The sequence below is a fragment of the Alteromonas sp. H39 genome, assembly GCF_047556435.1.
In the GTDB taxonomy this organism is placed as follows: domain Bacteria; phylum Pseudomonadota; class Gammaproteobacteria; order Enterobacterales; family Alteromonadaceae; genus Alteromonas.
This window is the reverse complement of the sequence record NZ_CP180210.1, coordinates 3,465,168-3,489,403: the sequence shown is the minus strand read 5'-3', so window position 1 is coordinate 3,489,403 and position 24,236 is coordinate 3,465,168. Positions and strand designations below refer to the sequence as shown.

The following is a 24,236-nucleotide window of genomic DNA, read 5'->3' as shown; positions in this document are numbered from 1 at the left end:
TTTCATGTTTTATGTGCACGATGAGTGAGAGACGTTCACAGTATGAGCTATTTTTGTTTTAAACCCAAAACATACGCAGCCTGCAAGAAGTCTTTTACGATTGTAAAAATAACTACTGTAAGACTGAAGCCAGTAACCCATAAAGATGGTTTTTATCGACGGGCTTTGCAACATGAGCTGTAAAGCCTAAATTTAAATAGCTGGAAACATCCTCAACCATCGCATTAGCCGTTAGCGCGATGATCGGAATGTGGCTACTCAAATGGCGGATATGCTTCATCGCTTCAATACCATCCATCTCCGGCATTTGTATGTCCATTAAAATTAAATCAAACTCATCCTTTTCTGCTGCTTCGACCGCTAGTTTGCCATTTTCAACAATCGTCAAGGTTGCCTCGGTGCTTTCAAGTAAAGCTTCGATGACAACTTGATTAATCTCATTATCCTCGGCAACGAGTATTTTTCTGCCGGATAAACACGGTGCAACCAAAGCTTTATGCTCAGTTTTATAAACCTCTTTGTCCGTTTTCGCTAGCGGCAAGATAACGTGTATCGCGGTTCCGCACCCTGGTTCACTTTTAACATCTATTGCTCCATCCATCATATCTATAAGGTTTAGTGTTATCGACATTCCCAATCCACTTCCACCAAACCTACGAGTTGTGGAGTTGTCAGCTTGAGAGAAGCGTTCAAATAAGCGACTTTGGGCCTCTACACTCATACCAACCCCCGTATCAATCACATCGAAACCAAGTGCCTTTTCGTTATTATGCTGAGCTTCGAAAATGTTAATTGTTACACTGCCTTTGTCAGTAAACTTGACAGCGTTACTCACGAGATTAAGTAAGATCTGTTTAACTCTGACAATATCCCCTAACCAACCATCGGAAAAGCCTGCCTCGATATGGCTGATAAGTTGAATTCCTTTATTACTGACGATTCCATCTACATCAAACTTGACAGACTTTAATACCTCAATAACCGAGAAGGGTTGTTTTTCCAATTGGAGCTTTTTGTCTTCTATCTTCGAGTAGTCAAGAATATCGTTTATGATCGTGAGTAATGACCTGGCAGATGATAAGGCGTTTCTTAGCATCAGCTCTGATTTAGCGTCGAGCGCATCGGTATCTATCATTTGCAAGCCACCGAGAACAGCGTTCATCGGAGTGCGAATTTCATGGCTCATATTTGCCAGGAATTCGCTTTTCATTTTGCTGGCTTCTTCCGCCCTTTGCTTGGCGGTTTCGAGTTGTTGCTCAACAAGTTTTTGTTTGGAAATGTCCTGTATAATAGAGCAAATAAGTTCCTCGCCCATTGCACTCGTAATTTTTACGCCGTTGAGTTGAACCGGATACGTATGCCCGTCCTTGTGGATATACTCTTTATAATAGGGCCCGTAACGACCAGTAGTAGACAGGGATGCCAGCTGAGCTTGCTCATCTTGCTCGTATTTTTGAGGAGTCAATTGCCAATAATCCATGTTGTTAAGCTCATCAAGGCGGTAACCAGTAAAACGGCTCAGCTCTTCATTAACGTAGTCAAATCCCCCGTCACTGAGCCTGTTTATCGCAATACCAACAGGCGCTAGATTGACCAGCTTCTCGAACTTTTCTTTTTCTTCTAAATACGCAGCACTAGCTCGTTCCACCGCTTCATTGGCTGAGTGTAGTTGACTCTTTGCTTCAACCAGTTCTGTTATGTCTCTGCCTATTGCTAAAACCAGACTCTGATTGCCAATCGCTAATGCAGAAAGAGAGACTAAACACGGAAACGTTGACCCATCTAATCGTGAATGGAGCCATTGGAAAAGCTGAGGTCCCTCAGAGAAAGCTTTTTGAATATACTTTTCCGCCATTTCCTCGGAAGCTCTTCCACAAGGCTGATATTCCGGTGAGATGTCAGAAGGCCTTAAATTGAGAAAGTTATCGGCACTTTCCACGCCATGAAGCTCAATTGCAGCTTGATTGCACTTGATGAACTTCCCCGTGCTAAGGTCGATAATAGAAAGTGCATCCCCAGAGACATCAAATAACCTCTTGTACGTGATGTTTTCAGTCTGCTGTTTAGCGAGCTCAGTTCTTAGCCTACTAATTTCCGCGTGTAACCTTTCGTCGCTGCCACTCATGAATTACTCTTTTCAAAGAACCCAGTCAAAAGATTAGAACATTGACGCTGCGTTTAATAGGTAAATGACAGAGTTTGCTACAATCTACTTATCAACGAGATAAGGCTTTTGCTGATGTACACCTTAGTGCCCTTTTAGTTACCATGGAGCCTGTCCTCGAATTTCGCTATATTTTCCGCTACAAACAAAGAGCGGACGTACAATGATGTGATTTCCGACTTCCGGCTTTGGTCAAGGAGCGAACATTAGGAAATAGCCTATCTGCGAATAAATAAGTCATCACATTTCTAAACGGTATTGACCTTGTTGCCAGAATTCACTGCACCATAATCCTTTGTGTATTTTCTTCTGATTTTACAAAGCTGACTAATTGTTAATTGGGACAGTGAGTCTTTTATAGTGTCATCAATGAAATCTAAGTCGTTTGACCATTGGTGATGGCATTTGAGTAATGTAATAACAGTGCTGTAGGAGAACGCTACATATCATCGCTTACGCCTTAACTTTTTAGTTAAGGCTTTTTTTGGATATTGGTAACGGGTAGGCTATTATTTGGACAGTTTTATCTGCTGAGCTAGGGGATGTTGGTTAGGGCCAGGCATGCTCAGCGACCAATAAAGGGATTTATGTTGAACAAGTTATTGATTGTTTCGTTATGTATTGTTGGGGTTTTCTTTTGCCAGTTGAGCCGTGCAGAAACATCGCCGTCAGAAATATCCAAAAACTGGACAGGCCTGGTTGTTGAACAAGGACAGGTAAAGCGCTTTACACTTCAGCTTGATGCCAGCGCTACGGCGTCTGCAGTTAATCGTGCTCAACCAGCCATGCGCCGGGGCCCAGGAAACGGGCATGACCAGGCAATGCAATTAGGCAGCGGTGAACCGATAGGTGGCCAGATCATGCTTGATGTCGCAAAAATTGATGCCTTTAATACTCTTCCCGCCCCCGCTATTTACCCACTAACCGGCGAGCTTATTGCTGAGCTGAACCTGCTCAAAATACAATACCAGCCTCCCAGACAACCAGCCGTTATGCTTTTTGGTGCAATAAGCGAAAATAAAGATGAAATTTATCTGTTTTTTGGAGGCCCGCAAAGCAGTCAAAAAGCGCCGATTTTGCTGGTGGCTGGTAGTACATTACCTGACTACATGCAACGTGCTGTAGGGGCTGGCGAGGATGTCGAGGAGGTCAGGCTGCAAGCTATTGAGGCAAAAGCAAAAACAGACCTCATTAACCAACAGGTTGAGTCGCTCAGAATTCAGGGACAACAAGCCAGAGCCGAAGGTAACTCTGAACTAGTCGCTGAACTACGCCAGAAAGTGAATGATTTGTTTAGCGAGAGCGCACAAGTTAACGCCGAACAGAATCGATTACGACAAGAGGCAATGGCAGCACAGCAAAAAGCCCAACTCGAAAAACAACAGCGAAAACAGGCCCGGCTAAATCAAATCAACGCGAAAATGCAGGACGTGCAGACACAAATAGCGCAACAGCGACAAGCGAGTAATCAGGAAGAAGTAAATTCGCTAACTCAGCAAATGCAGTTGCTTCGAACGCAGCAACAGGACGTTGCCAGTGGCCGGCATCCTGAACTACAGCAAAAAGCCGGTTCAGGCTGTATACCTTCACTCGTTTCCTGGTTAGATGAGTTCAATCAAAACCGGGGGGCGTCGGCGCAAAGTGTGCAAATTATTCAACTGATAAATTTGTTCAGGCCATCGGTGTTTAACCGTTACTTTGAACAAAACCTGTTTGAAATGGATGATGAGTTGCGTGAAGGCTATGTCTACGAATTAGGGCGGGTTTGTTCGCAGCAAAACAACTTATCGGTAAAACGGTCGCATATCAACGTGGTGTCGAGCGGCTTTAGCGAGATTCCACGGGTACTGCATTATATGAGTGCCGCTATTGGCGGCATGGCGCTCGACGGCGCGGCAGCGTGGCAGGCTTACACAATGGAAGAATTGGCTAAAGCGAATGAGTCGGCGGCGTTGAGCGAATTTGAAATTCAGACAATGTATGTTCGCAACGCGCTGTGGCCTGAAGAACAGGCCCAAGCTGACTCCAGACTGGTTGAACAAACAGAGCAGACTCAGCGAGAAACAAAGGTAGTTACTCAAAAAGAAACGGCACAGGCCAAAACCAAACTGGTTGAGCACAAAGAAAAACCGCGGAAAAAAGACGTTTATGCAGAAATTGATGCGCGCATTAACCATGCTCAAAACGGAGAGTTGAAGGCACTGATGAGCGCCGTCGAACCGCGAACGTTATCCAGTTGGAATGCAATAAATATAAGAGCCCAGGATGAGGTGAGAGGCTATATCAATAGCAAACTGCACGGTTTATTAACAAATTATTTTTCCATACACACTTTGCCTGCAGATACCGGCTATGCAACGCCGGAAGACGCGCTACTTGCCTCAAGAAAATGGTTTGAACAGCATCAAGATCTGTATGTTGCATATAGAAACCAGCCAGCAGTGAGTAAGACTTTCAACCAGCTGTTTAAAGCGCGGGAGCCTTATCTTAAGCAAGCCAGTCAGAATGTTATTGATAAAATCAAAACAACTAACAGTGTCGATGAGCTAAATGAATTAACTAAAGCGTTTTTTATCCGGCCAGATAAACAACACTCCTCTACCTGGAAAGTGGTTAACGATGCTAAACAGCACCGCTTGACAGAACTTGAAATTATTGCCCATCGAAAACGGGTAGGGGATGGTCCATTGAGTGCCGACGACACCGGAGCCGTTTACATTAATGCGCTGTACCGGAACGACACGCAAATTATTACCGAGGAAGATAAAAAATTCGAGCGGGCGATGGTTGAAGCAACAGCGTGGTTACTCAATTCCGGTGTCATTGAACTGACGTCACTTTTTATGGGCAGGCAGAGTGATCCACAGACCATAAAGCAAGAGATGCGGGATAGTTTAAAGGGTATTAGCATGAGTACGGCAATTACCGGCTTTTTTATCGTGTCATATGAGCACCTGGCAGCCAAATGCTTAGGCCCCAACCCGGTCGACTTTACGCGCACTGAAGTATGGGATGATATAACTCGAACCGTTATGGGGGAAGAGGTATACCGCAATACATATACCAAAACCTATCACTACACGATTGCCAGGCGACATGCCGATATATTCAAGCAATTAGGTGAAGGGACCAATGCTAATAACGTTGACGCGCTGGCAAATATTTATGGCGCGTCTGGTATGATTTCCGCAGACGCACAGAAGTCTTTGTTCACAATGAGTGACAACCTGCGAGGCTTAGCAACGGTTATGCAGCGATATACCTGCGACAGTGAAGAAATGAAAACACTGGAAAATACACTCATAGGGATGACCCGCGCGCGACTGTAAGATGAAAAGCACTAGTATGTGCTAGCCTTATATCAGGATATTCGGAGGCTAAGGGAGCGTGGCCATCACGTATAAGAACGATTAAAACTATCTACTATACTTCGTTACAGTACCACCTTAGTGCAGGTTCGTTACTGATTCGAAGTGATTTTGGCTAAAATATAACTGCTCGTAGAGATTGAAATGTCGGCTTTTACCTATTCAATAGACTAGAAAATTGAACGTAGACGCAGGCTTGCCCTAGCCGCTCAAATCATAGGATTTGTCGGAGATTCGTTAAATGTTGTTATGTATTAAGCCCCCCAATCGAAATTACGTTGAATTACATGGGAGTCATCAGATAACTCCCACTGCGGTGCAAGCAGCGGTGGTAACAATGATGGTAGTAGGGTGGTAATTGTCGATGCCATTTAGTCGAGGTGGTCTAGGATCTTCTTGAGCACGATGGAGTCTGTAGTGCAGCAATGAAATTCACGTTGTGTGTGGTGCAGAGCTCATATTGTGTAATGTCAATGTTGAGCACACGTTTGAGTCGCTGTGCCCAACTCATGCTTCTGAATGATTCATCAAGTTTGGGGCTGTTCCTACCGCGTTTTTATGCGGTGACCTCTGCTCAGGTCGATGACGTTGGTAGGTGACGTCCTGGTTGAGTAACACAATATTCCTTGTTGTTTATTCGTTTAACAATGCCAACACAATGGCATCTTTGTATGCTAAGCGCTACTGTGCAGAGGGGTAGTTAAGTCGTTCTAATTGGGTTAAACGAACGGCATCTATGTGATCTGTCTTTTGTCACTTAAATCCATAAAAATCAGGTTCGCACGCAACCGCTATCCTTACAGGCTGTGTGAAAACCATTGATTACGTTTTGCTCTAGCCAGGCGTTTTACATGATCAATTTGGCTTAGCAGTCGATCCTCATTTCGTTCCTTAATTGATAGAGTTTAAGTCTGAAACAGACGATTTCATTGTCTTTAACTGACGATTACAACCTGACCATCTGATGTCCGTTTTTCGCTCATAGCTACCATTAGAATTGCAGCAAGCCAATGACCGCTTCACGCCCTGAGTCTTTCAACAACCTTTTTATGTGCTTAAAAGAGATGAATTTCTCTCTCTTAATGCTTTTAAATATCGAGCTTCGTTGTAAGGCGTTTTTGTCTGCCAGCACTTGAACACGATCCTAGCCCATTTAAACGCTAATGCTCTAACAGCTGTTTGATGGGCTTTGCCTTTTGCTCGTTGTTTTTCGTAATACAGGCCAGCCCAATAGGATTGGTGTACGCTTTTCGCGGACCATTCAATAAACGTTTGTCTGATAAATGTTGAGCATTGCCACCTCCAGTGGATCCACTCTTTATTTCCGCTTCGCTCTGTCACAGGAGATAGGCCCGCATAGTTCTGAATCTCTTGAGCGCTTGAGAATCGGCTTCTATCCTCACCCAAAGCAGCGAGTAAGCGAGGCGCCAAGCATGGTCCAGTGCCCGGCAATGAAGCGAAGATGTCAGCATCCGGCATTTGCTTAAATAGTTCGTCAATCTTAATGTCGAATGACTTGATGCTCTTGTTTAATAGGATTACTTGATTGCAAAGAGAGACTACCAACAAGCTATAAGGCTCTATAACACTGCTATCTTCAGTCAACGCCATCGCATCATTTATGGCCTTGATTCTTTTATCGGTATTACTCACCGAATTTCCGCCACGTTTGCTAAAAAACGCTCTAATGGTTTTCTCTCGTGCCCGTTTTAACTGCTTGAATGTCGGCCATGTGAGCAGAAAATCGCAAAACAAGTCACTTCCTCGATGCGAAAACATGGAGAGTGGCAGCGGATAATATTGCTTGAGCGCATTGATTAGCCGGTTAACTGCGCGTCGTTTGTCTTCCACCAACATGCGGCGCTGTTCGACAAGTAGATTGAGCGCTCTTGATGCATCACTACTTGGTTTCAACGGTTGTATCTTTTCTGGATATTTCAGCATAAGGTCAAGCGCTAGTTCAGCATCTGATGGATCATCTTTGGCACCGCTTGGGAACATGGCGTGCCGATATCGCGCTAGCGTCGCAGCGTGAATCGGAAATACAGTGACATACGAATACTTTTGCAGTGCGTAAACAATGGGACCACTAGAGAGCTCAACCGCAATGGCAATGGGGCCTTTCACCTCATTGTGTAGCGAACAAAGCCAGTCATCGATGACTTCTGGCGAGTGTTTAATTACTTGAAACAATCGAGTACCAGGATTGTTTTTTTGAATGCAGACATCGTGCTTCTTCGATGCCCAGTCCAAGCCAATATACGCTGAGAACTTATCTAACGAGTGAGTCATGACAACCTCCTGAATATGAAGTTTGTTATGTATCCTTCACTCGTCGAAAGTAATATGGATGGCGTTCGTTGCATGCCCTGAGTATTCGTTATGAGTAAAGTGACTCATTGCATCGAAAGTAAAGCGGTAATCATCTAGTGACTTACGTACAATGTTCGTATGCAATAAGCACATAACCTAAATCATCTTAATCCAGATCAAGCAGGTTGAAAGACCATATTACGTACTGAGCTGCCTGACAGCGTCAAAGGTAACTTGAGACAAGGAGCAGACGGTAAACGCCTGCACTTCGAGTATCATTCATAGATATCATTTCACTTTCGGTAGCTGAAGCACTCAAAAAGACATGTCACTAGTTTAGGGGAAGGTTTACAGTGCGACTTTCCTTCTACGCGTCCCATCATATTAATTCTGTCAAAAAATTTTACAGCTCGAACATCACTAAAGCTGTTCAATTTTTAACCTGTTGTTATGTTTGCCAATTTCTATTCAGGCATTGAACTTGCTGGCATGTGCACAGCGATTTTGAAGCATAGGGATTTGCTTTTAATGTCGACCTCATGTTTGTCGGCTGTATTGATTCCTTTATTAATTGCTGAATTTAAATTCATCCGCCCATTTTTTACGAAAAGCGGTCTTCACATAGTGAAGACCGTCAGTAAAAAATTTTGGTGCTCTACATTACAACAAATATTAAGGAATAATAATGTCGATATTTAAAGTCAAACATTATGACAATAACATAACGGTATTAGCGATCGTCACGCTCGTTTTATGTTTGAGTACTAAAGTTGTTCGCGCTGATATCATCACGCTGGATTTCGAAGGTGTGGGGAATCAGGCTGCAATTTTAGACTACTATAACGGCGGGACCGATAGCTTAGGTAATTCCGGAACCAACTATGGAATCGGCTTTGGTTCGAATTCGTTAGCGCTCACCGAAAGTGAACCTTTGGCAAATTTCGCTCTTCCGCCGTCAGGTGAGACTGTGATGTTTTTTCTAACCGGTTCTGCAATTTTAAATTACGCAGCAGGTTTTGATACCGGGTTTTCTTTTTGGTATAGCACTGTGGGTTTCGGAGGCAGTGTAAATGTCTATGATGGACTTAATGCAACCGGCAACTTGCTAGGAAGCATTACTATTGAAGCATTAGGCGCGGGGCCTGTTATTGGCGATCCCTTTAGTAACTGGGAAATTGGTGGGTTAAGTTTTAATGGGCTTGCGAGATCAATTGACTTTGGGGGGACAGTAAATCAAGTCGGGTATGATGATATAACATTTGGCTCAGCTACACCCGGCCAAGTAGCGGTCAATGCGCCGGGCGTTTTATCTTTATTTCTAGTCGGTGCTTTCGCGATTGTGTCTAAGCGCCGTCAATATAGAAAGAGCTGATTCGAAAGCAAGGGGGTGAGTTTATCACCCCCTATTCTTTATAAGTGTCATGTCAATTTCTATCTTTTACCTACTCATGTCTCTGCGGACATTTAGCATGTCACTGAAATGATATATTCAGCTAACAAAGAGGCGAACACGCCAGCATGTAAACTAACGCCGTCTGATTATGCTAAATGACCCTAGTTATCTTCGTTTTTTGCGGGTAAGGTTTGCAAAGTAACGACTTTTTCCCGCAAGTTTGCCTACCGCTGTAACTGGCCAGTGCTGCTTGAAGTTAGAGTAAGCTGTTGTCTTCACCGTCAATGGGCAAGTCCAGACAGTTGTTATTTATGTCGCGTTGGATCAGTCCTACTTTTTCTAGATAATGCGCGATGCGATGGCTGATGTTGTGGACTAGCCGCTCCATTATCTCTTCTGCAGGTCACTAAGAATTTGGTTGAGTGTGTTCCGGTTATAAAGTTTACCGCCCCGAACCACGGCACTGATGTCACTGACAGCCGACATGTCCACAATCGGATTACTATCAAGTAACACCAGATCGGCAATAAACCCAGTTTTCACCTGACCCAGCGAGTCTTCGAAACCAAACACACTGGCCGGGTTGAGTGTGGCAGCACGCAAACTGTCGAGGGGAGACAGGCCAGCCTCGTTTAATAACATCAATTCCTGATGCAGCGCCACGCCTGGAATGAGAAAAGGGTTACCTACATCTGTGCCCGCCAATACCGGAATACCAGCATTCTTTAATGCCAGTGTGAGAAGCCTGGAGTGGGCGTAAACCGGTTGAAGATGTTCGACAAATGCTGCATTAAATGGCGCTGTCGCTGCGCTTGTCCAAAACTCTCTGACAGACTCGGGCATATAGCGCATGGACGCGGTATCCTGGATAACGTTATCAGAGTGGATGCCAGCCCAGACATTCACCAGTGTTGGGGTCGATGCCACTCCCGTTTTGGCATAAACATGAAGCAAAGCACGGCATTTTTCCTTGTTATAGCCGTTCGCCTGCTCAATTAATAAAGAAAAAAACGTAAGTTGAGACTGGGAAAAGGAGAAGGATCTCCGGTAAAGTACTCGTGAAATTTATTTCTTACGATGAGCTCATTGTCCGAGCAGCCGGCAAAAACGCCACTGGTATGCTCGACGGTGCGCATCCCCGCACTGACAGCAACAGCCGGGTCGATAGATGCCGGCATGTGGCCGTCTACCGCGATACCGGATTTCTCCGCTTGCTCCAGAATTGCCATCATGGAAGGGGCATCCAGCGCTGAGTAGACTTTGATGAAGTCCGCCCCATCAGCCTGTTGCTGCTTCACCGCGGCTTTCGCAGACGCTGGAGAATCAACAATGACAGAGCTTGGCCAGGCTGATATGTTAGGTCCATCAATAATTGGACCGCTGGCCAGCAGGCGGGGAGACGGGTAGGCCCCAGCGTCGATGTCTGCCTTTACCCGTTTGATGGCGATAAGCGGATCTGGCTCAGTAGTATGCATATTTCGCACGCTGGTGATCCCGTGAGCCAGCATTAACGGCATCTGCCAGGCGCTGTTTGAGATAACATGGACATGCGCGTCCCAAAGTCCGGGGATCAAAAACTTGCCGTTGCCATCCAGTATTATCGCGTTGGCAGGATGAGGCAATGAACCAGCGCGGGTAATGTCAGAAATAGTGTCCCCGGTAATGAAGACATCATTATCGCTGGTAATTTTTCCATCGACTACATCAACGATATCAACATTCGTGATGACCAGGTCGGCTTCTGGGCGGTGTACAGACTGACACCCGCCAATACTCATAAAAAGGATGGCGAGAATAGCAAGCGTAGCTATCCCAAATCCATGAAGTTGTATTCTTCCTGAGATAGTTGTTTCCATGTGGTTGACTCTTGATGTGCTGGATAAAGGAAAGGTAAGTACTGCTACCGCCGGGAAATCTTCAAACCTCACGTTTGAAAAATAGTTCGTTAAAGCGAATAACGCCAGTTAGAACTGCGTTCACTTTTCTATCTCATACCTTTTTAGCAGCAAGGCATATATGACTTAGCAGGGAAGCCCTATTGCCGTGCGCTGAGGTGGGACAAGGACAACTACAGGCTCTGAACAAGAAAGAAAGCCAAACCACCTTCTTCCTTTTACGGCACCTTTATGCAGAACAATACCAATAAGACGTATGAGGCCTGAAATTACCCTATTCAGATTCTGTGTATTTATGAGCGAATTGCGTTCAATCTCACTTTAACGCCAGTTTTCATAAGAAATACAGTGATAGGTAAACGCCGATAGTTTTAAAGCGACGGATTTTCTTGCTTACTGTACATACTTCGAACAGCCGGAAAATACCGGTAACGTATTAAATGATGGGCGTATTGAAACAGACTTTAGGCTAGTTGGTGTTGCGGATGTTTGCAGACTTTGACGTACCCCGATGCTTAAAGGGTGCAGAGGGTGCTTCAGCCATTCACATAGGCGCAGTGAAAGAATGATAAGACATACCGGGGCTTACTTGGCCGGTTCGAAGATCACTCCGGTAAATCCGGAGTGATCGCTTTTACACTGCTATGCTTTTTTGGTCTTGCGTCGGAAAAATACAACCGAAAGGGTCATCAAAAACAGTGCCACTGGATTGAGCGCACCACCAGAGGAACCACCTGTGGAAGGAGGTGACGGATCTTCTCCGCTATCGCTGTCAATCAGTGTGTTCGGCGTTGGGTTTAACTCAGGGTTGGTTACTACAGACGAGTCTGTAACCACAATATCGGTAATCAGCACAAAGTTACCTTCTCCCGGTTCTTCACCATTTGTTGCATCTTCGGCTGTGAAGTCAACTAATGGAATAGAACTAGCCGCTCCGCCCATGTTGAATCGGGGTAATTGATTGATGTCGTCAACCACATCCATGCCGTTGTCGATGACCTGACCAAATACGGTAAATCCGCCATTGTCTGTATCGAGGACCTCGCTGTTGTCTTTCAGGTTTATAAACCATTGCGACGTCGCACTGTTTGGATCGCCAGATTGTTTCGCCATGGCGATGGTGCCACGAACATTCGACAGTACCGGCTCATTAATTACCGCAACGCCGGTGGGAACGGTGTCCATGGGTAATTCATTATTATAGGTAAAGGCGCCTGCCTGAATGACAAAATCGGGGGCGAGGCGATGTACGACATTATTGGCATAGGCTCCCGAATTGACGTATTCAAGAAAGTTTTCGACAGTTTCAGGCGTATCCTCATCAAAAAGGTTTACCGTAATAGTTCCCAGGTTAGTGCGGATTTCGACTACCGTGGCCTTGGCCTGGAAGCTGAACAGCGCAGCTACGGTGACAGTGAGTATGGCTTTAATCACGTTTAACTCTTGCTCTTGTTGGGTTCAAAACAAAACTAATAGTAAGTAATGCACGCTATGCCAGACACTGCTTTCGTGTATCAAATTGTAATTTTTTGATAACAAAGTGCAGTCGATAAAATTGACTTTTTCTTCTTTCTTATTGTGATTGAACGCTGTGTTGCTACAGTAACTTTGCTACTACGCTCGGCAAATTATTTACGCCGATAATGCTCTAACATGGCACCGCAGCAAACTGAGCGAAAAATGGCGGTTCAGTTTCTGGTAAATGCTATAGCAGACCGAGATACGTGCTTACCTGAACCCGTGTATGCTATCGCGATAGTATCACCGGTTATCGAAGAAACATCGATTCTGTAAGTAACCTGTTTACAATGCGGCTTTTTTGACTGCGGAGACAACATGACAAAAGGTATCGGCGGGAAGACAGCTGAAGAGGCGCTGTCCAGTCTGTCTGACATGACGGCAAATGCACAGCCCATTCAAAAAGCAGAGTATCTGGCGCGAATGGAGAAAGCTCAACGGTTGATGAGAGAGCAGGGAATTGCAGCACTCTACCTGAATGCAGGTACAAACCTGCAGTATTTCACCGGTATGGCATGGTACCCCAGTGAGCGCCTTGTTGGCGCCATTCTGCCAGCACATGGCGAGGTCGTCTATGTCGCCCCTATCTTTGAAATTGACTCGCTTAACGAACGCAAGCTTATACCTGGCGCTATGGCAGGCTGGCAGGAGCACGAAAACCCTTACGCATTGGTTGCCGGTATCCTGGGTGGAATCGATTCTGCCGGTGGCGATACGTTTGCGATTGACGAAGCGACCCCGTTCTTTGTGGTGGACGGCCTGCAGCAGGCACTACCAGATACCAAACTGGTTAATGGTGGTCAGGTGACCGCATCCTGCCGGATGCATAAGTCACCGGCTGAAATTGCCCTTATAAAACAGGCTATGGAAATGACATTGGCGGTTCATAAGGCAACAGCAAGTATGTTGCACGAAGGCATTTCTACCACCGACGTAGAGGCGTTTATTAATGCCGCACATCGCAAAGTAGGCGCGAGTGGCAGCTACTTCTGTATCGTGCTGTTTGGTAAAGCCACGTCTTATCCGCACGGGGTAAAAGATCCACAAATACTGAAGCCAAACGATATGGTGTTGATTGATACCGGCTGTCGTCTGCATGGTTACCTGTCAGATATTACCAGAACGTACTGTTTCGGTGAGGCGACAGAAAAGCAAAAGGCAATGTGGGAAAGTGAAAAGCAGGCGCAACTGACTGCTTTCAATGTGGCAAAGCCGGGCGTCACTTGCGGAGATGTCGATGCCGCAGCGCGCACTTATCTTGAGGCTAAGGGATTGGGACCTGATTATCAGTTGCCTGGCCTGCCTCACCGTACCGGACATGGGATTGGTATGGACATACATGAATGGCCGTATCTGGTAAAAGATAACCCTAAGGCACTGGCTGAGGGGATGTGTTTCAGTAACGAGCCTATGATTGTCGTGCCGGAAGAGTTTGGTATTCGCCTTGAAGACCATTTCTATGTTACCGCCGATGGTGCTGAATGGTTTACAGAGCCAAGCCATTCATTGGACGCGCCATTTGGTTAACCCTGGTGATGCGTAAAGCCCTGTCTGGAAAAATGAAATTCCGTTATACTTTGCGCACACCTTTTATCCCGTTTAAGCGACTCTTAACGCTGTGAAAGCAATTCGTTGATATGACTACTGAAGCCCCTAAGCGATTAAATAAATACCTGAGTGATACCGGCGTTTGCTCTCGTCGCGAAGCCGACAAATTAATTGAGCAAAAACGCGTTACCATCAACGGCAAGCTGCCGGAGCTGGGAACCAAAGTGCAGCAGGGCGATACCGTGAAGCTTGACGGAAAAGTCGTGGGAGGCGTTGCCAAAGATAAGTCTGACCGGATTTATATTGCTTATCACAAACCGGTTGGCATTACCTGTACAACGGAGCGTCATGTAAAAGGGAATATCATTGATGCGATAGGGCATAAAGAGCGGATCTTTCCTATAGGCAGGCTGGACAAGCCTTCAGAAGGACTAATCCTTCTGACAAGCGATGGCGATATTGTGAACAAGGTGCTGCGCGCCGAAAACGCACACGATAAAGAGTATATCGTTACCGTTAATCAGCCGATCAGTGAGCGCTTCCTAACCAAAATGGCGAATGGCGTGCCGATTCTGGGGACCGTGACCAAGCCTTGTCAGGTAAGTGCCCGTGGCAAGTTTCAGTTCAGCATCATCCTCACGCAGGGGTTGAATCGTCAAATCCGCCGCATGTGCGAATTCCTGGGTTATGAAGTTACCAAGTTAAAGCGTGTACGTATCATGCATCTGCAACTGGGTAAGTTGCGGCCGGGGGAATGGCGTAACCTGACAAAGCAAGAACTGCAGGAGCTTAACGACGCCGTTAAGCACTCAAAGAAAACGGCGTAGGCTTGCGATACACAGGGCATGAACAGCAACCCTGGAAGTGTATTTCAGTGCGCTGGCCAAGGGCTTATTGGCAGTTCACCGCCAAAGCAATGCAACGCTGCCTGACTCTGGCGGCCAGCGTTTACTTCACTGACAACTGGTAAGCGCAAATTGCCACAGAATTTGCCAGATTGAGCGAGTCTATGGCGCCACAGCCGGCAATCGTAAACGCATCGGCATGGCATTCAGTCACACTTTCGGTGGGCACTCCGCGCGCTTCGTTGCCAAAAAGGTAGCAGTCGTAGTGACCAAATTCGGGGGTGTTGATGCTTGCCCCTTCCAAATCCAGATAAGCAAAGTTACTGAAGCGCTGCGGCAAGGCGTCTATTGCTACCTCAACCTCGATGGGAAGATGAAAAATGGCCCCCATACTGGCTCGAACCACTTTTGAGTTGAAGGGATCCACACTATTGGGGCTAAGCAACAAGCGAAAGCCGCCAAACCAGGCGAGGTTTCTAATGATAGTGCCTAAATTACCGGGATCCTGAACTTCGTGCAGATAGATACAGCGTTCACCCGGCCTTTCTGAATCGTTGTTTTGATCAAGCGCGGGGAAAGGCACACAGGCAACCACGCCCTGTGGTGTTTTGGTGTCGCTTAGTTTGACCATTTGTTTGTCGCTTACCACCACCAGATTAAAATCCGCCGACAGTTCGCGCGCCCAGTCCAGACGCGACTCGGTAATGTACAAGGTAATGTGTCGTGCCTCTGGCTTTGCCTGGTGCTGCAGTGCTTTTTGCAACTCAATAATGAGATGCTCACCTTCAACCAGATAATGGCCAAATTCCGCACGGTATTTCTTCTGATGCAGTTTTTTCACATCATCTAGTTTCATGATTACGAGCCTGTCCGGGGGAAGTATTTTTGCAATTTACGCGGGCAAGTTTACAATAATCGCCCCTTTTGCGATACCGGAGCAGGCTAACTTCATGGCGCGATCAAAAACCAGTAAAAAGTGGATGGACGAGCACGTTAACGATCCTTACGTGAAAAAAGCGCAAGTTGATGGTTACCGCTCGCGCGCAAGCTATAAGCTCATTGAAATAAACGAAAAAGATGCGCTGTATCGCCCCGGTAGCGTTGTTGTCGATCTTGGCTCGGCTCCCGGTGGGTGGTCGCAGATTGTCGCACCCGCGGTAGGAGAGCATGGCCGGGTAATTGCGTCAGACATTCTGCCTATGGATTCTATTATTGGCGTGACCTTCATTCAGGGCGACTTCACCGATGAAGCCGTGTACGAAAATATTCTTCAGGCGCTGGACGGTGGTCAGGCCGATACCGTAATATCTGATATGGCACCCAATTTAAGCGGTGTAAAAACGACTGACCAATACGCTGCGATGTATCTGGTAGAACTGGCACTGGATATGGCGCGAAACGTACTCAAGCCCGGCGGCAGCTTTTGCGCCAAAGTCTTTCAGGGCGTAGGTTACGATGAATATCTGCAAGATGTGCGTAGCTCATTCCAGAAGGTTATCGTACGTAAACCTGCGGCTTCCAGACCCCGTTCCCGAGAAGTGTATCTAGTAGGTAAGGGCTTTAAGGGGCAGTAATAAGGCATTGCTGCATGTGTGGGTGGAAGCCTGTTAGTGCGACGATATCAGCGGAAAAAGCTCCGGCAGGAGAGTTTGTGATACACAATGCGAAAACATAGCGAACATTGTTTGCCAGAGCCGAACTTATAAGGATGTGAAAATGGATAGTGCAATAACGAAGAAGCGTGTAGTGATGTTGACGCTGCTACCCATACTTGGGGTGATAGTGTCATTAATGCTGCGCTGGCTCGCAGGCCCAACTTATACCACCTCTTTGAATCAATCCGAGATGTATGTATTTTTTAAAGGCGCGACTATCTGGTCGGTAGTTGCTTTCAGCGCAGGAATTTTTCTATACACGCGGTGCAGCGAGATGAACCATTCCCGGTTCGCTTTCGGCGCTGCCTCTGTTTTACTGGGTGCCTCACTTCCCTGGCTCATCGGTCCGCAGTAGCTAATAGCAACACTATCAATTCGGTAAAAGAGGATGAGCGCTCGTACGGTAAGCTCATATCGATAAACGGTAACCAAACATACAATTAAGGGAACAGTTGCTATCAGCAGAGCGTGTCAGTATTGCTTGCGCAACTAAGCGATATATACCGGCATGTCCATTATGATGTTTCCTGACCCAGCCTGTTAGCTTTACATTGCCTTTGTCTTACAATCGCTGCTGAAAGGTGCGCGATAGGAAGCTGCACCTCTGTTCCGGCCAGGTAACAAGCTAAAAAGTACTGGTCGTGGACTAAAGTAGAGCGCGGAAAAACGTGGTACTGATGGCTATCTGCGGCCCTGCTTCATCCGCTTGCTTTGTGCTTCACGTTTTTCGGTTCGCTTTTCCTTCCGGTCACGCTTATCCGGGGTTGCTGAACCGTCTTTAAACCGCTGCTTGCGTTTTGCTTTGTCCGCTGCTTTTTTCTCTGCGGCTGCTGCCATTTCCACTTTTTCCTGCGCAACCATCTCAGGCGTTTCAAGGCTAATACGGCCAAGCTTTCCAGACTGCAGTTCTGTTATCAGCACCTCGCAGATCTTATGTAAATTAACCCGGCCACCGCGCATAATAGCGCCACGTTGCTTTGCGGCGGCTTCCAGAAATTCCAGTTCGGTATCCGGTAACTCGTCAAGTTTGTAGCGGGTTTTCATTAGTTCTGGATAGGCTTTTATCAGATAGTCGGCCGCGAAAAAACCAACATCATCAAATTCCATTGCCGTGTTCTTCACTGCACCAGAGGCCGCCAGGCGATAAATAGAGTTTGGGTTTTCCAGCTTTGGCCACAGCACGCCAGGGGTGTCGTACAGTACGATCCCACTGCCCAGATTAATGCGCTGCTGGCTTTTGGTGACGGCGGGCTCGTTACCTGTTTTCGCAATGATGCGGTCGGCCAGAATGTTGATAAGCGTCGATTTTCCCACATTGGGAATACCCGTGATCATCGCGTTGATCGATTTTACCGAGGCATCTTTACCCGCGCAGTGCTCGCGAATAAGCGGGATGATTTGCTTGGTGTCTGCGGGCTTATCACTTGAAGTGGTGATGGTGAATACGCCACGCTGACTCTCCAGTTCATCCTGCCATTGTCGCGTGATTTGCGGGTCTGCCAAATCGAATTTATTGAGAATTTTCAGGCAAGGCTTATCGCCTCGGATCTTTGCTATTTCCGGGTTTTCGCTGGAATAGGGAATACGGGCGTCCAATACTTCAATCAGAATATCTACCTGATTTAACGACTCTTTTATCTCTTTCAGGGCTTTATGCATGTGCCCCGGAAACCACTGTAAGGCCACGTTGGCTTTCCTCAAAATCTCACTTTCGGGTATTGTACTTGATTACTGTGGGCTTTGTGTGAGCAATTGAAAGCATTGGAAGGGATATCGGGGATGCAGGCGCACCAATAACAAACAGGCGACGACAATTGTCGATGAGCTACCTCCCATGACGTTGCAGAAATATCACAACGGGACTGGCGATAAACGTTATGACTTCAGTTCGGAGGTCCACACATTTACCGTTAATGATGAGCCGGGCAACCCCCAAAAAGCCCCTGAAACGGGCGGTACCAGTTCAGGTAAGCGGCTTACCGCAACCGTAATATGGTTTGCTCCGACTAAGCATCCATGGGTAGGGTCAAAACCTTTCCACCCTGCGCCAGGAATGAAAACCTCTGCCCAGGCGTGGGTCGTTTCGGGTAAGTTTTCTGTTGACTCCATATACACATAACCGCTGACAAACCGGGCGGCGAAGCCAAGGTGACGGACAACGTCAATGTACAAGCTGGCCAGGTCGCGGCACGACCCTGTTTTGGTCGTTAAGGTGGTTTCTGTCGTCTGCACCCCTTCATCTTCTCTGACGGTATAATGAATTGAATTATAAATCTGCTGGTTTAATAACAGCAGCAGTTCAAATGTCTCAACCGGCTGGTCTTTAACCCAAACATCGTGAATCCAGTTGTCTAACAGTGGGTCGTTTTGTGTATTACCACCGTGCAAATAGGGTGTCAGGGTTATACAATCCTCGGGCGGATACGTAAACGGGTAGGTGACGGCGTAATCGGCAATTAAAAAGTCATATGGCATCACATCGTATTTCTGAACTATCGCCGTGCTCTCAATAAGTAACCGGTTTGTGGGCTCAGAAAACGTCGCGATGGCTACCGAATTGCTTTCCACGTCACTATGCCATCGCAGGTTTGCAGACGGGCTGATATCCAGTGTCGAAGACTCAATGTGCTGATCGTGATCTTCACGAGGCCTCAGCCTGAGTGTATGTGCCGCCAGCTGGACTTGCTCGGAATATTCATAAATAGTCTGGTGAAAAACTTTGAATTGTCTCATGTACGTTGCTTTCCGAGGTCGTCAAAAGTCACGGGCCGTTGAGTTTCCGTGACAGGATACTTCCACGGTATCACTTTTCTGTGGATAAAAATCAATAAACTGATATTTCGCGTTATTTGATACTTAGAAAGGTCGCTAAACTGGTTTGAAAAATATTAAGTGGCAGGTAGAAATGGCAGTGGCTGCAATTCGATGTTTGCGGCAAAAGACGCTTCTTTCACCAGCAAATGCTTGTCGCAACACGTCCTTCATCAGCATGTAGAGAAAACTGCCAGCCATGTCGCTCACACAATCTTTGTACGATGCCAAGCCCCAGGCCATAACCATGAGTTGATGACGACTCATCTGATGGATTAATGTTCTCAGCGCCCGCATGTGCCCGGTTAGTAATCAGCAGCGCGGACTCTTTCACTGTAACGATGATTGGCCCTTGCCCATTAAGTGTATGCTCAAACGCGTTTCGAACCAGATTATTGACGGCAATGGAAAACGCCTGAGGATGTCCGCAGATGCCAGGATTTGCCAGCTCATCGACACGGATATCAATGGACTTGCCGTCGAGCAGGTGCCGGTGCTGTTCTATTGCATGGCTAACGATAGGTTTGACCAAAAAATGCTCGTCATTCAATGCGTCGTCATTCTCGCGGGCCAGGCACAAAAACATCTCAATTGTTGTTTTCATATCAATGGTAGCGCGTCTTACGCGATCTATGACTCTTTCATCATCGGCAGAGAGGTTACTTTGCTCTAACAGCTCAAGAGCGCCAGTGATAACTGTAATTGGCGTACGCAATTCATGGCTGGCTGAATCGGTAAAGTATCGCTCTCTTGCCACAAAAGCACTAATGCGCTCAAGCGTTTTCTCGATGGCTTCAGCAAGAACGCCAACCTCATCATCGCCGAATCGCTGGGAGGCGATACGTTTGTGATCTTTATCTGATAAATGTTCTAAGTCGATGTCAGCGACCACATCAGCGAGTTCCGCAACCGGAGCCACAGCCTGGCGCATGACGATCACACCCAAACCGAACCCAAGCAAGCCGAGCGTGCCAACGGCGACACTTATAATCAATAGCCACCACCAGTCATCAGCGGATGCCGCCTCAATTTCTGCTACGTCGAACACGACAAATGCGTCTGACTGTCCTTTGCTGGAGGGCACCACTGCAACATGCAGCTCCTCAGGTTCGAATTCGTAAATTCCTTGTGCGGGGTTTGATTGCGCCCACTCCCTGAGAGGCTGTGGCAAATCCGCAGCGTTATCATATCCTCGCAGGTGGGTACGTAAATCTGGATAGGTTCGGGCAGCATATTCCAGTTGTCGCTGCAGTACATGGTCTTCAGTTAACTTGATTGCAGCAAAGAACGCGAAGCCCCAGGCTACGCTTAGCACAGCTACGCACAAAGCGAATGCAATTGCCACCCGGGTCCGTAAACTTCGTCGGTACATAACCTACGCATTCTCCGCTATTCTGTAACCAATCTTATGCACGGTATGAACTAGCGGGATCTTGAAGGGTCTGTCAACCGCTTGTCGCAGTTTGTAAAAATGTGAACGCAGGGCATCACCGTCAGGAGGTTCGTCCCCCCACAATAAGGTTTCAAGCTCGTCGCGAGTGACAACACCCGGAGAGCTTTCCATTAATCGCTGAAGCAGTTTTATGCAGGCAGGGTTGAGATCGATCCGCTGTCCCGCCCGGTGCACTTGCATCGTTGATTTATTCATCGTTAAATCACTGACGGTCAACAGGTTGTCGGATTTACCCTGGCTACGCCTGTACAGAGCCTGAATTCGAACATGGAGTTCCTGAAGCGCGAAGGGCTTTACCATGTAATCATCTGTTCCTGCCGCGAACCCGCTCAGCTTATCGTCAAGCTTGTCCCTCGCCGTCAGCATTAACACGGGAGTCTCATTGTTGGCATCTTGCCTAAGCCTATGGCAGAAAGTCAGACCATCCATGCCCGGAAGCATTACATCCAGCACAATAACATGGTATGGATTCGTTAATGCCAGATGCATTGCGCTGATTCCGTCATAGGCAAAATCCAGTATGTAGTCATGCTTTTCCAGATAGGTGGCGATATTCGCACAGATGTCGCGATTATCTTCTACTACCAATACTCTTACTGGCGTTGCGGAAAAAGCATGACCCATGTTTTGAACTCCCTTACCAGGCATAATCCAGGCGAAGACCTATCAGCGGTTCCGCTTCGCCACCATCCTCAACCTGTACGCCTCTGCGATAGTCAAACTCGCTGTCATCGCTGGTGGAGGCTTCTGTCACATTGATGACGTCAAGGAACGCTGTGATATCAACGGGCCCCACTGCGCGGCGGTAATCAACGCGGACGTTTAACAAGCCGGAACCGCTTTTGCGACCCACGTTGCGCTCAGTGATTTCTTTAGAATAACGAAGAGGTTGCCCAGGCCCCAACACATCGGCGTGAATAATAAACTCGTCATCGGGTCTGCCGGAGAGGTATTTGTAGCGAGCTGCGACCTTCCAACGATCGTTGATTTCCCAGGTTAAACCGAGGGTGGCAACATGTTCCCGATTAAACTCTGCTGCGACCTCGCCGCGGCCGTCCTTCCTGTCAATAACCGCATCATTGTAGGAATAAGTGGCAGTAGCGTAAAGGCCTTCCAGGATGGTGCCATTGATAACAACATCCACGCCATAGGAATTTCCCTCACCGATGTTGGCAAATGTGCCGTTCGCTCTGTCAAGATCCACTACCAGATTGTCGAGGTCCTGATAATACACTTCAGTCAACAATGACCAGTTGGTGTACGGGAAATATTGAAAGCCGATACTGCTATGCATAATCTTTTCATTTTTCAGATTGTTTGATTCGTCAGCCGCGAGCTCTAAAAATCGTGGTGATTGGTGGAATAGTCCTGCCGTTGCAAAATATCTCACGTCGTTGTCTGGTCTCCAATTTATACTGAACCTTGGGGATACGACGCTTTCGTCTGCAAAGCCATCCCGTTCTGCCCGCAGGCCAGTTCTGAAGTCCCAGTCGCCAACTTCAAAGATTTGATCGACATAGCCGGCATAGCTCGTGTTCTTCTGAGTTGTTGAGGCATTGATATTTTCCGGAGTCAGGACAATATAACGTTGTTCTGGTGAAGATCTGAAGTCATCGTCGTCGTACACATAACGGTTCCAGTCGCCATCCAGCAAGGTGCTGTAGTCCAGCTCAATTTGCGTAACCCTTAAGCCCGTACTGAACAGACCCCACTTATTCGAGGTTTCAAAATCGCTTCGCCAGCCAATTTCTTTCTCACCCTCGTTAACAGTCAAAATATTTTCTCGCACAGGATAACTGGATGCAGGCGAATCCGCTGGGACTAGGTCAGGGAAAGCCTCACCTTCCGAACTCACCTTATCGCTTCTGCGATAGTAAACCTTATTCGTCCAGACAGCGTCATCGCCAATCAGCGAGCGCAGTGTCAGACCATATAAATCGCTATCTTGCTCTGAATATTGCAGCGCGACATCTTCGAAATTAGGCGACTCAGCAACATGCGTCACATCCCGGGTATACTCCTCATACGTATCCATCAGCAAAACCTCTACGGTATGTTCCTGATTGATTGGTACAACAGATTTAACAATGACATCGCGAAGCACGGGGTCGCCGATATCCAGTTCCTCGATCGTCTCGAACAATTGGCCGAAATCAAGCCGTCGCGCCGATACAAGCATAGTCGCATCTTCAGTAATACCTGCCGGACCATCATAGCCAATCTCATAGCCCGCGAGATCATACCGGAAACTTGCTGATGGGCTGGGGTTGCCATCTGCAACGTCTAGTTTGAGAAGCGATGCCGCACGTCCGCCGTACGCTGCCTCCCAACCGCCTGGTGAAAATTCCGCTCCGCTGATTACATTAGGCGCAAAGATAGAGAAACGGCCTCCACCACCAACATCCTCTTCTTCACCGAGTGTGGCATCGAAGTGTATGGCTTTATCAAAGGGGAAATCATCGACGAAAAGTAAGTTATCTCGTGGGCCACGTCCGCGAACGCTAAAGCTAGCGAATTCACTGGCAGAGGCCAGACCCGGTAAGCCATCCAATGAAAGAAGTGGATCTGCTCCCCCACCAACTGCACTTCGCAGGGCCTCTCTGTCAAGATAGGTACGTGAACCTGACGCAGAGATATCGGTCTGTTGCGCCCGGACTTCCACAACCTCTATTGCGAATTCGCTAAGTTCGAATTCTAATTTGACGTTTTTGCGGGTAATTACGCGAATACTTGGCTCAAACAATGACCCAAACCCGTCTTTTGATATGTTCACTGAGTATAAACCAGGATCGAGTTGTTCAATGACTAACCGACCTTGCTCGTTGGTTACCGATGTTTGCGTAGAATCGGTTTCCCGCTCTTTAATTGTGATTTGAGCTCCTGACAGCGGGCGTTGATTATTTTGGTTTTTGACAACAAAAGTCAGCGCGCCGGGGGCTTCTGCTGCATAGACAACATGTGGGATAAGTAAAATGGCTGCCCACAGAATCAAACTTGAAACGCTTTTCAATAATCTGGTCATAGTGTTATCCCTATCTGGGGTAAACACGATTTTTTCATCAATTGTTTGCTCATATTGCCAGCCTCTTCAGGTAGTTACGGTCAGGGATGAATACATCTGTGAGATGCTAGCAGAGCGAATGTGACTAAAATGTCGCCAAATAGTGGTGTGCCCGTAAAATTTGGGGTTGTACGGGATGTTTAGAGCCTGGCTTTATGATGATGGCCGATATCTTAGTTGAGAGCTGAAGTAAGCTTAGGGGAATCTGAAGT

Annotated in this window: 19 protein-coding genes; 7 read left to right on the top strand and 12 right to left on the bottom strand. The window is 47.0% G+C overall.

The genetic code is table 11. The annotated features are described in order from the left end of the window. Positions 1-112: 112 nt before the first annotated feature. A complete protein-coding gene (locus tag ACLBLI_RS15270; RefSeq protein WP_414828442.1) occupies positions 113-2,125 on the bottom strand; it encodes a PAS domain S-box protein in 2,013 nt (670 codons plus the stop codon). Positions 2,126-2,751: 626 nt separating this feature from the next. Here ACLBLI_RS15270 and ACLBLI_RS15265 point away from each other — a divergent pair. Further along, positions 2,752-5,493 (top strand): hypothetical protein, encoded by a 2,742-nt coding sequence (locus ACLBLI_RS15265; protein WP_414828441.1) that lies wholly within the window; start codon positions 2,752-2,754, stop codon positions 5,491-5,493. Positions 5,494-6,579: 1,086 nt separating this feature from the next. Here ACLBLI_RS15265 and ACLBLI_RS15260 read toward each other — a convergent pair. Further along, on the bottom strand, positions 6,580-7,824 hold the full coding sequence (locus tag ACLBLI_RS15260) for an IS110 family transposase (RefSeq protein ID WP_414828411.1): 1,245 nt from the start codon (positions 7,822-7,824) through the stop codon (positions 6,580-6,582). Between the two features lie 706 nt (positions 7,825-8,530). Here ACLBLI_RS15260 and ACLBLI_RS15255 point away from each other — a divergent pair. Continuing rightward, positions 8,531-9,217, top strand: coding sequence for a PEP-CTERM sorting domain-containing protein (locus ACLBLI_RS15255; protein WP_414828440.1), 687 nt, complete (start codon positions 8,531-8,533; stop codon positions 9,215-9,217). A 277-nt stretch (positions 9,218-9,494) separates the two neighbouring features. On the opposite strand, the gene ACLBLI_RS15250 is transcribed toward ACLBLI_RS15255, so the two are convergent. From ACLBLI_RS15250 to ACLBLI_RS15235, 4 genes are all read right to left on the bottom strand, one after another. After that, the gene (locus tag ACLBLI_RS15250; protein WP_414828439.1) at positions 9,495-9,626 is read right to left on the bottom strand and encodes a hypothetical protein; all 132 of its coding nucleotides are present in this window, start codon (positions 9,624-9,626) and stop codon (positions 9,495-9,497) included. After that, positions 9,626-10,192 (bottom strand): amidohydrolase family protein, encoded by a 567-nt coding sequence (locus tag ACLBLI_RS15245; protein WP_414828438.1) that lies wholly within the window; start codon positions 10,190-10,192, stop codon positions 9,626-9,628. The genes ACLBLI_RS15250 and ACLBLI_RS15245 overlap by 1 nt, the downstream gene beginning before the upstream one ends. A gap of 41 nt (positions 10,193-10,233) precedes the next feature. Next, positions 10,234-11,094, bottom strand: coding sequence for an amidohydrolase family protein (locus ACLBLI_RS15240; protein ID WP_414828437.1), 861 nt, complete (start codon positions 11,092-11,094; stop codon positions 10,234-10,236). 681 nt (positions 11,095-11,775) lie between these two features. Further along, positions 11,776-12,567, bottom strand: coding sequence for a peptidylprolyl isomerase (locus ACLBLI_RS15235; protein WP_414828436.1), 792 nt, complete (start codon positions 12,565-12,567; stop codon positions 11,776-11,778). A gap of 219 nt (positions 12,568-12,786) precedes the next feature. Here ACLBLI_RS15235 and ACLBLI_RS15230 point away from each other — a divergent pair, with 219 nt between their 5' ends. The 3 genes from ACLBLI_RS15230 (at position 12,787) to rluF (ending at position 15,026) form a co-directional block, all read left to right on the top strand. Further along, complete coding sequence (locus tag ACLBLI_RS15230; protein ID WP_414828435.1) at positions 12,787-12,927, top strand: hypothetical protein; 141 nt, start codon at positions 12,787-12,789, stop codon at positions 12,925-12,927. A 42-nt stretch (positions 12,928-12,969) separates the two neighbouring features. Next, positions 12,970-14,178: a M24 family metallopeptidase gene (locus ACLBLI_RS15225; RefSeq protein ID WP_414828434.1), complete on the top strand. Its 1,209-nt coding sequence runs from the start codon at positions 12,970-12,972 to the stop codon at positions 14,176-14,178. A 110-nt stretch (positions 14,179-14,288) separates the two neighbouring features. Continuing rightward, on the top strand, positions 14,289-15,026 hold the full coding sequence (gene rluF, locus ACLBLI_RS15220; RefSeq protein WP_414828433.1) for a 23S rRNA pseudouridine(2604) synthase RluF: 738 nt from the start codon (positions 14,289-14,291) through the stop codon (positions 15,024-15,026). A 121-nt stretch (positions 15,027-15,147) separates the two neighbouring features. On the opposite strand, the gene ACLBLI_RS15215 is transcribed toward rluF, so the two are convergent. Beyond that, positions 15,148-15,900, bottom strand: coding sequence for a TrmH family RNA methyltransferase (locus tag ACLBLI_RS15215; protein ID WP_414828432.1), 753 nt, complete (start codon positions 15,898-15,900; stop codon positions 15,148-15,150). Between the two features lie 94 nt (positions 15,901-15,994). On the opposite strand from ACLBLI_RS15215, the gene rlmE reads away from it, so the two are divergent. Both rlmE and ACLBLI_RS15205 read left to right on the top strand, forming a co-directional pair. Then, entirely contained in the window at positions 15,995-16,618 is a 624-nt protein-coding gene (gene rlmE / locus ACLBLI_RS15210; RefSeq protein WP_414828431.1) for a 23S rRNA (uridine(2552)-2'-O)-methyltransferase RlmE, read from the top strand. Positions 16,619-16,760: 142 nt separating this feature from the next. Further along, positions 16,761-17,054: a hypothetical protein gene (locus tag ACLBLI_RS15205; protein WP_414828430.1), complete on the top strand. Its 294-nt coding sequence runs from the start codon at positions 16,761-16,763 to the stop codon at positions 17,052-17,054. A gap of 326 nt (positions 17,055-17,380) precedes the next feature. Here ACLBLI_RS15205 and ylqF read toward each other — a convergent pair whose 3' ends face one another. The 5 genes from ylqF to ACLBLI_RS15180 all read right to left on the bottom strand — a co-directional run bounded on the left by ylqF (position 17,381) and on the right by ACLBLI_RS15180 (position 23,985). Beyond that, positions 17,381-18,385 carry a ribosome biogenesis GTPase YlqF gene (ylqF, locus tag ACLBLI_RS15200; RefSeq protein WP_414828429.1) on the bottom strand — a complete coding sequence of 335 codons (1,005 nt, stop codon included), beginning with the start codon at positions 18,383-18,385 and terminating at the stop codon, positions 17,381-17,383. A 189-nt stretch (positions 18,386-18,574) separates the two neighbouring features. Continuing rightward, positions 18,575-19,432: a transglutaminase family protein gene (locus tag ACLBLI_RS15195; RefSeq protein WP_414828428.1), complete on the bottom strand. Its 858-nt coding sequence runs from the start codon at positions 19,430-19,432 to the stop codon at positions 18,575-18,577. 217 nt (positions 19,433-19,649) lie between these two features. Next, entirely contained in the window at positions 19,650-20,882 is a 1,233-nt protein-coding gene (locus tag ACLBLI_RS15190; RefSeq protein WP_414828427.1) for a sensor histidine kinase, read from the bottom strand. A gap of 3 nt (positions 20,883-20,885) precedes the next feature. Next, positions 20,886-21,587 (bottom strand): response regulator transcription factor, encoded by a 702-nt coding sequence (locus tag ACLBLI_RS15185; protein WP_414828426.1) that lies wholly within the window; start codon positions 21,585-21,587, stop codon positions 20,886-20,888. Between the two features lie 13 nt (positions 21,588-21,600). Beyond that, positions 21,601-23,985 carry a TonB-dependent receptor gene (locus ACLBLI_RS15180; protein ID WP_414828425.1) on the bottom strand — a complete coding sequence of 795 codons (2,385 nt, stop codon included), beginning with the start codon at positions 23,983-23,985 and terminating at the stop codon, positions 21,601-21,603. Between the last annotated feature and the right edge of the window lie 251 nt (positions 23,986-24,236).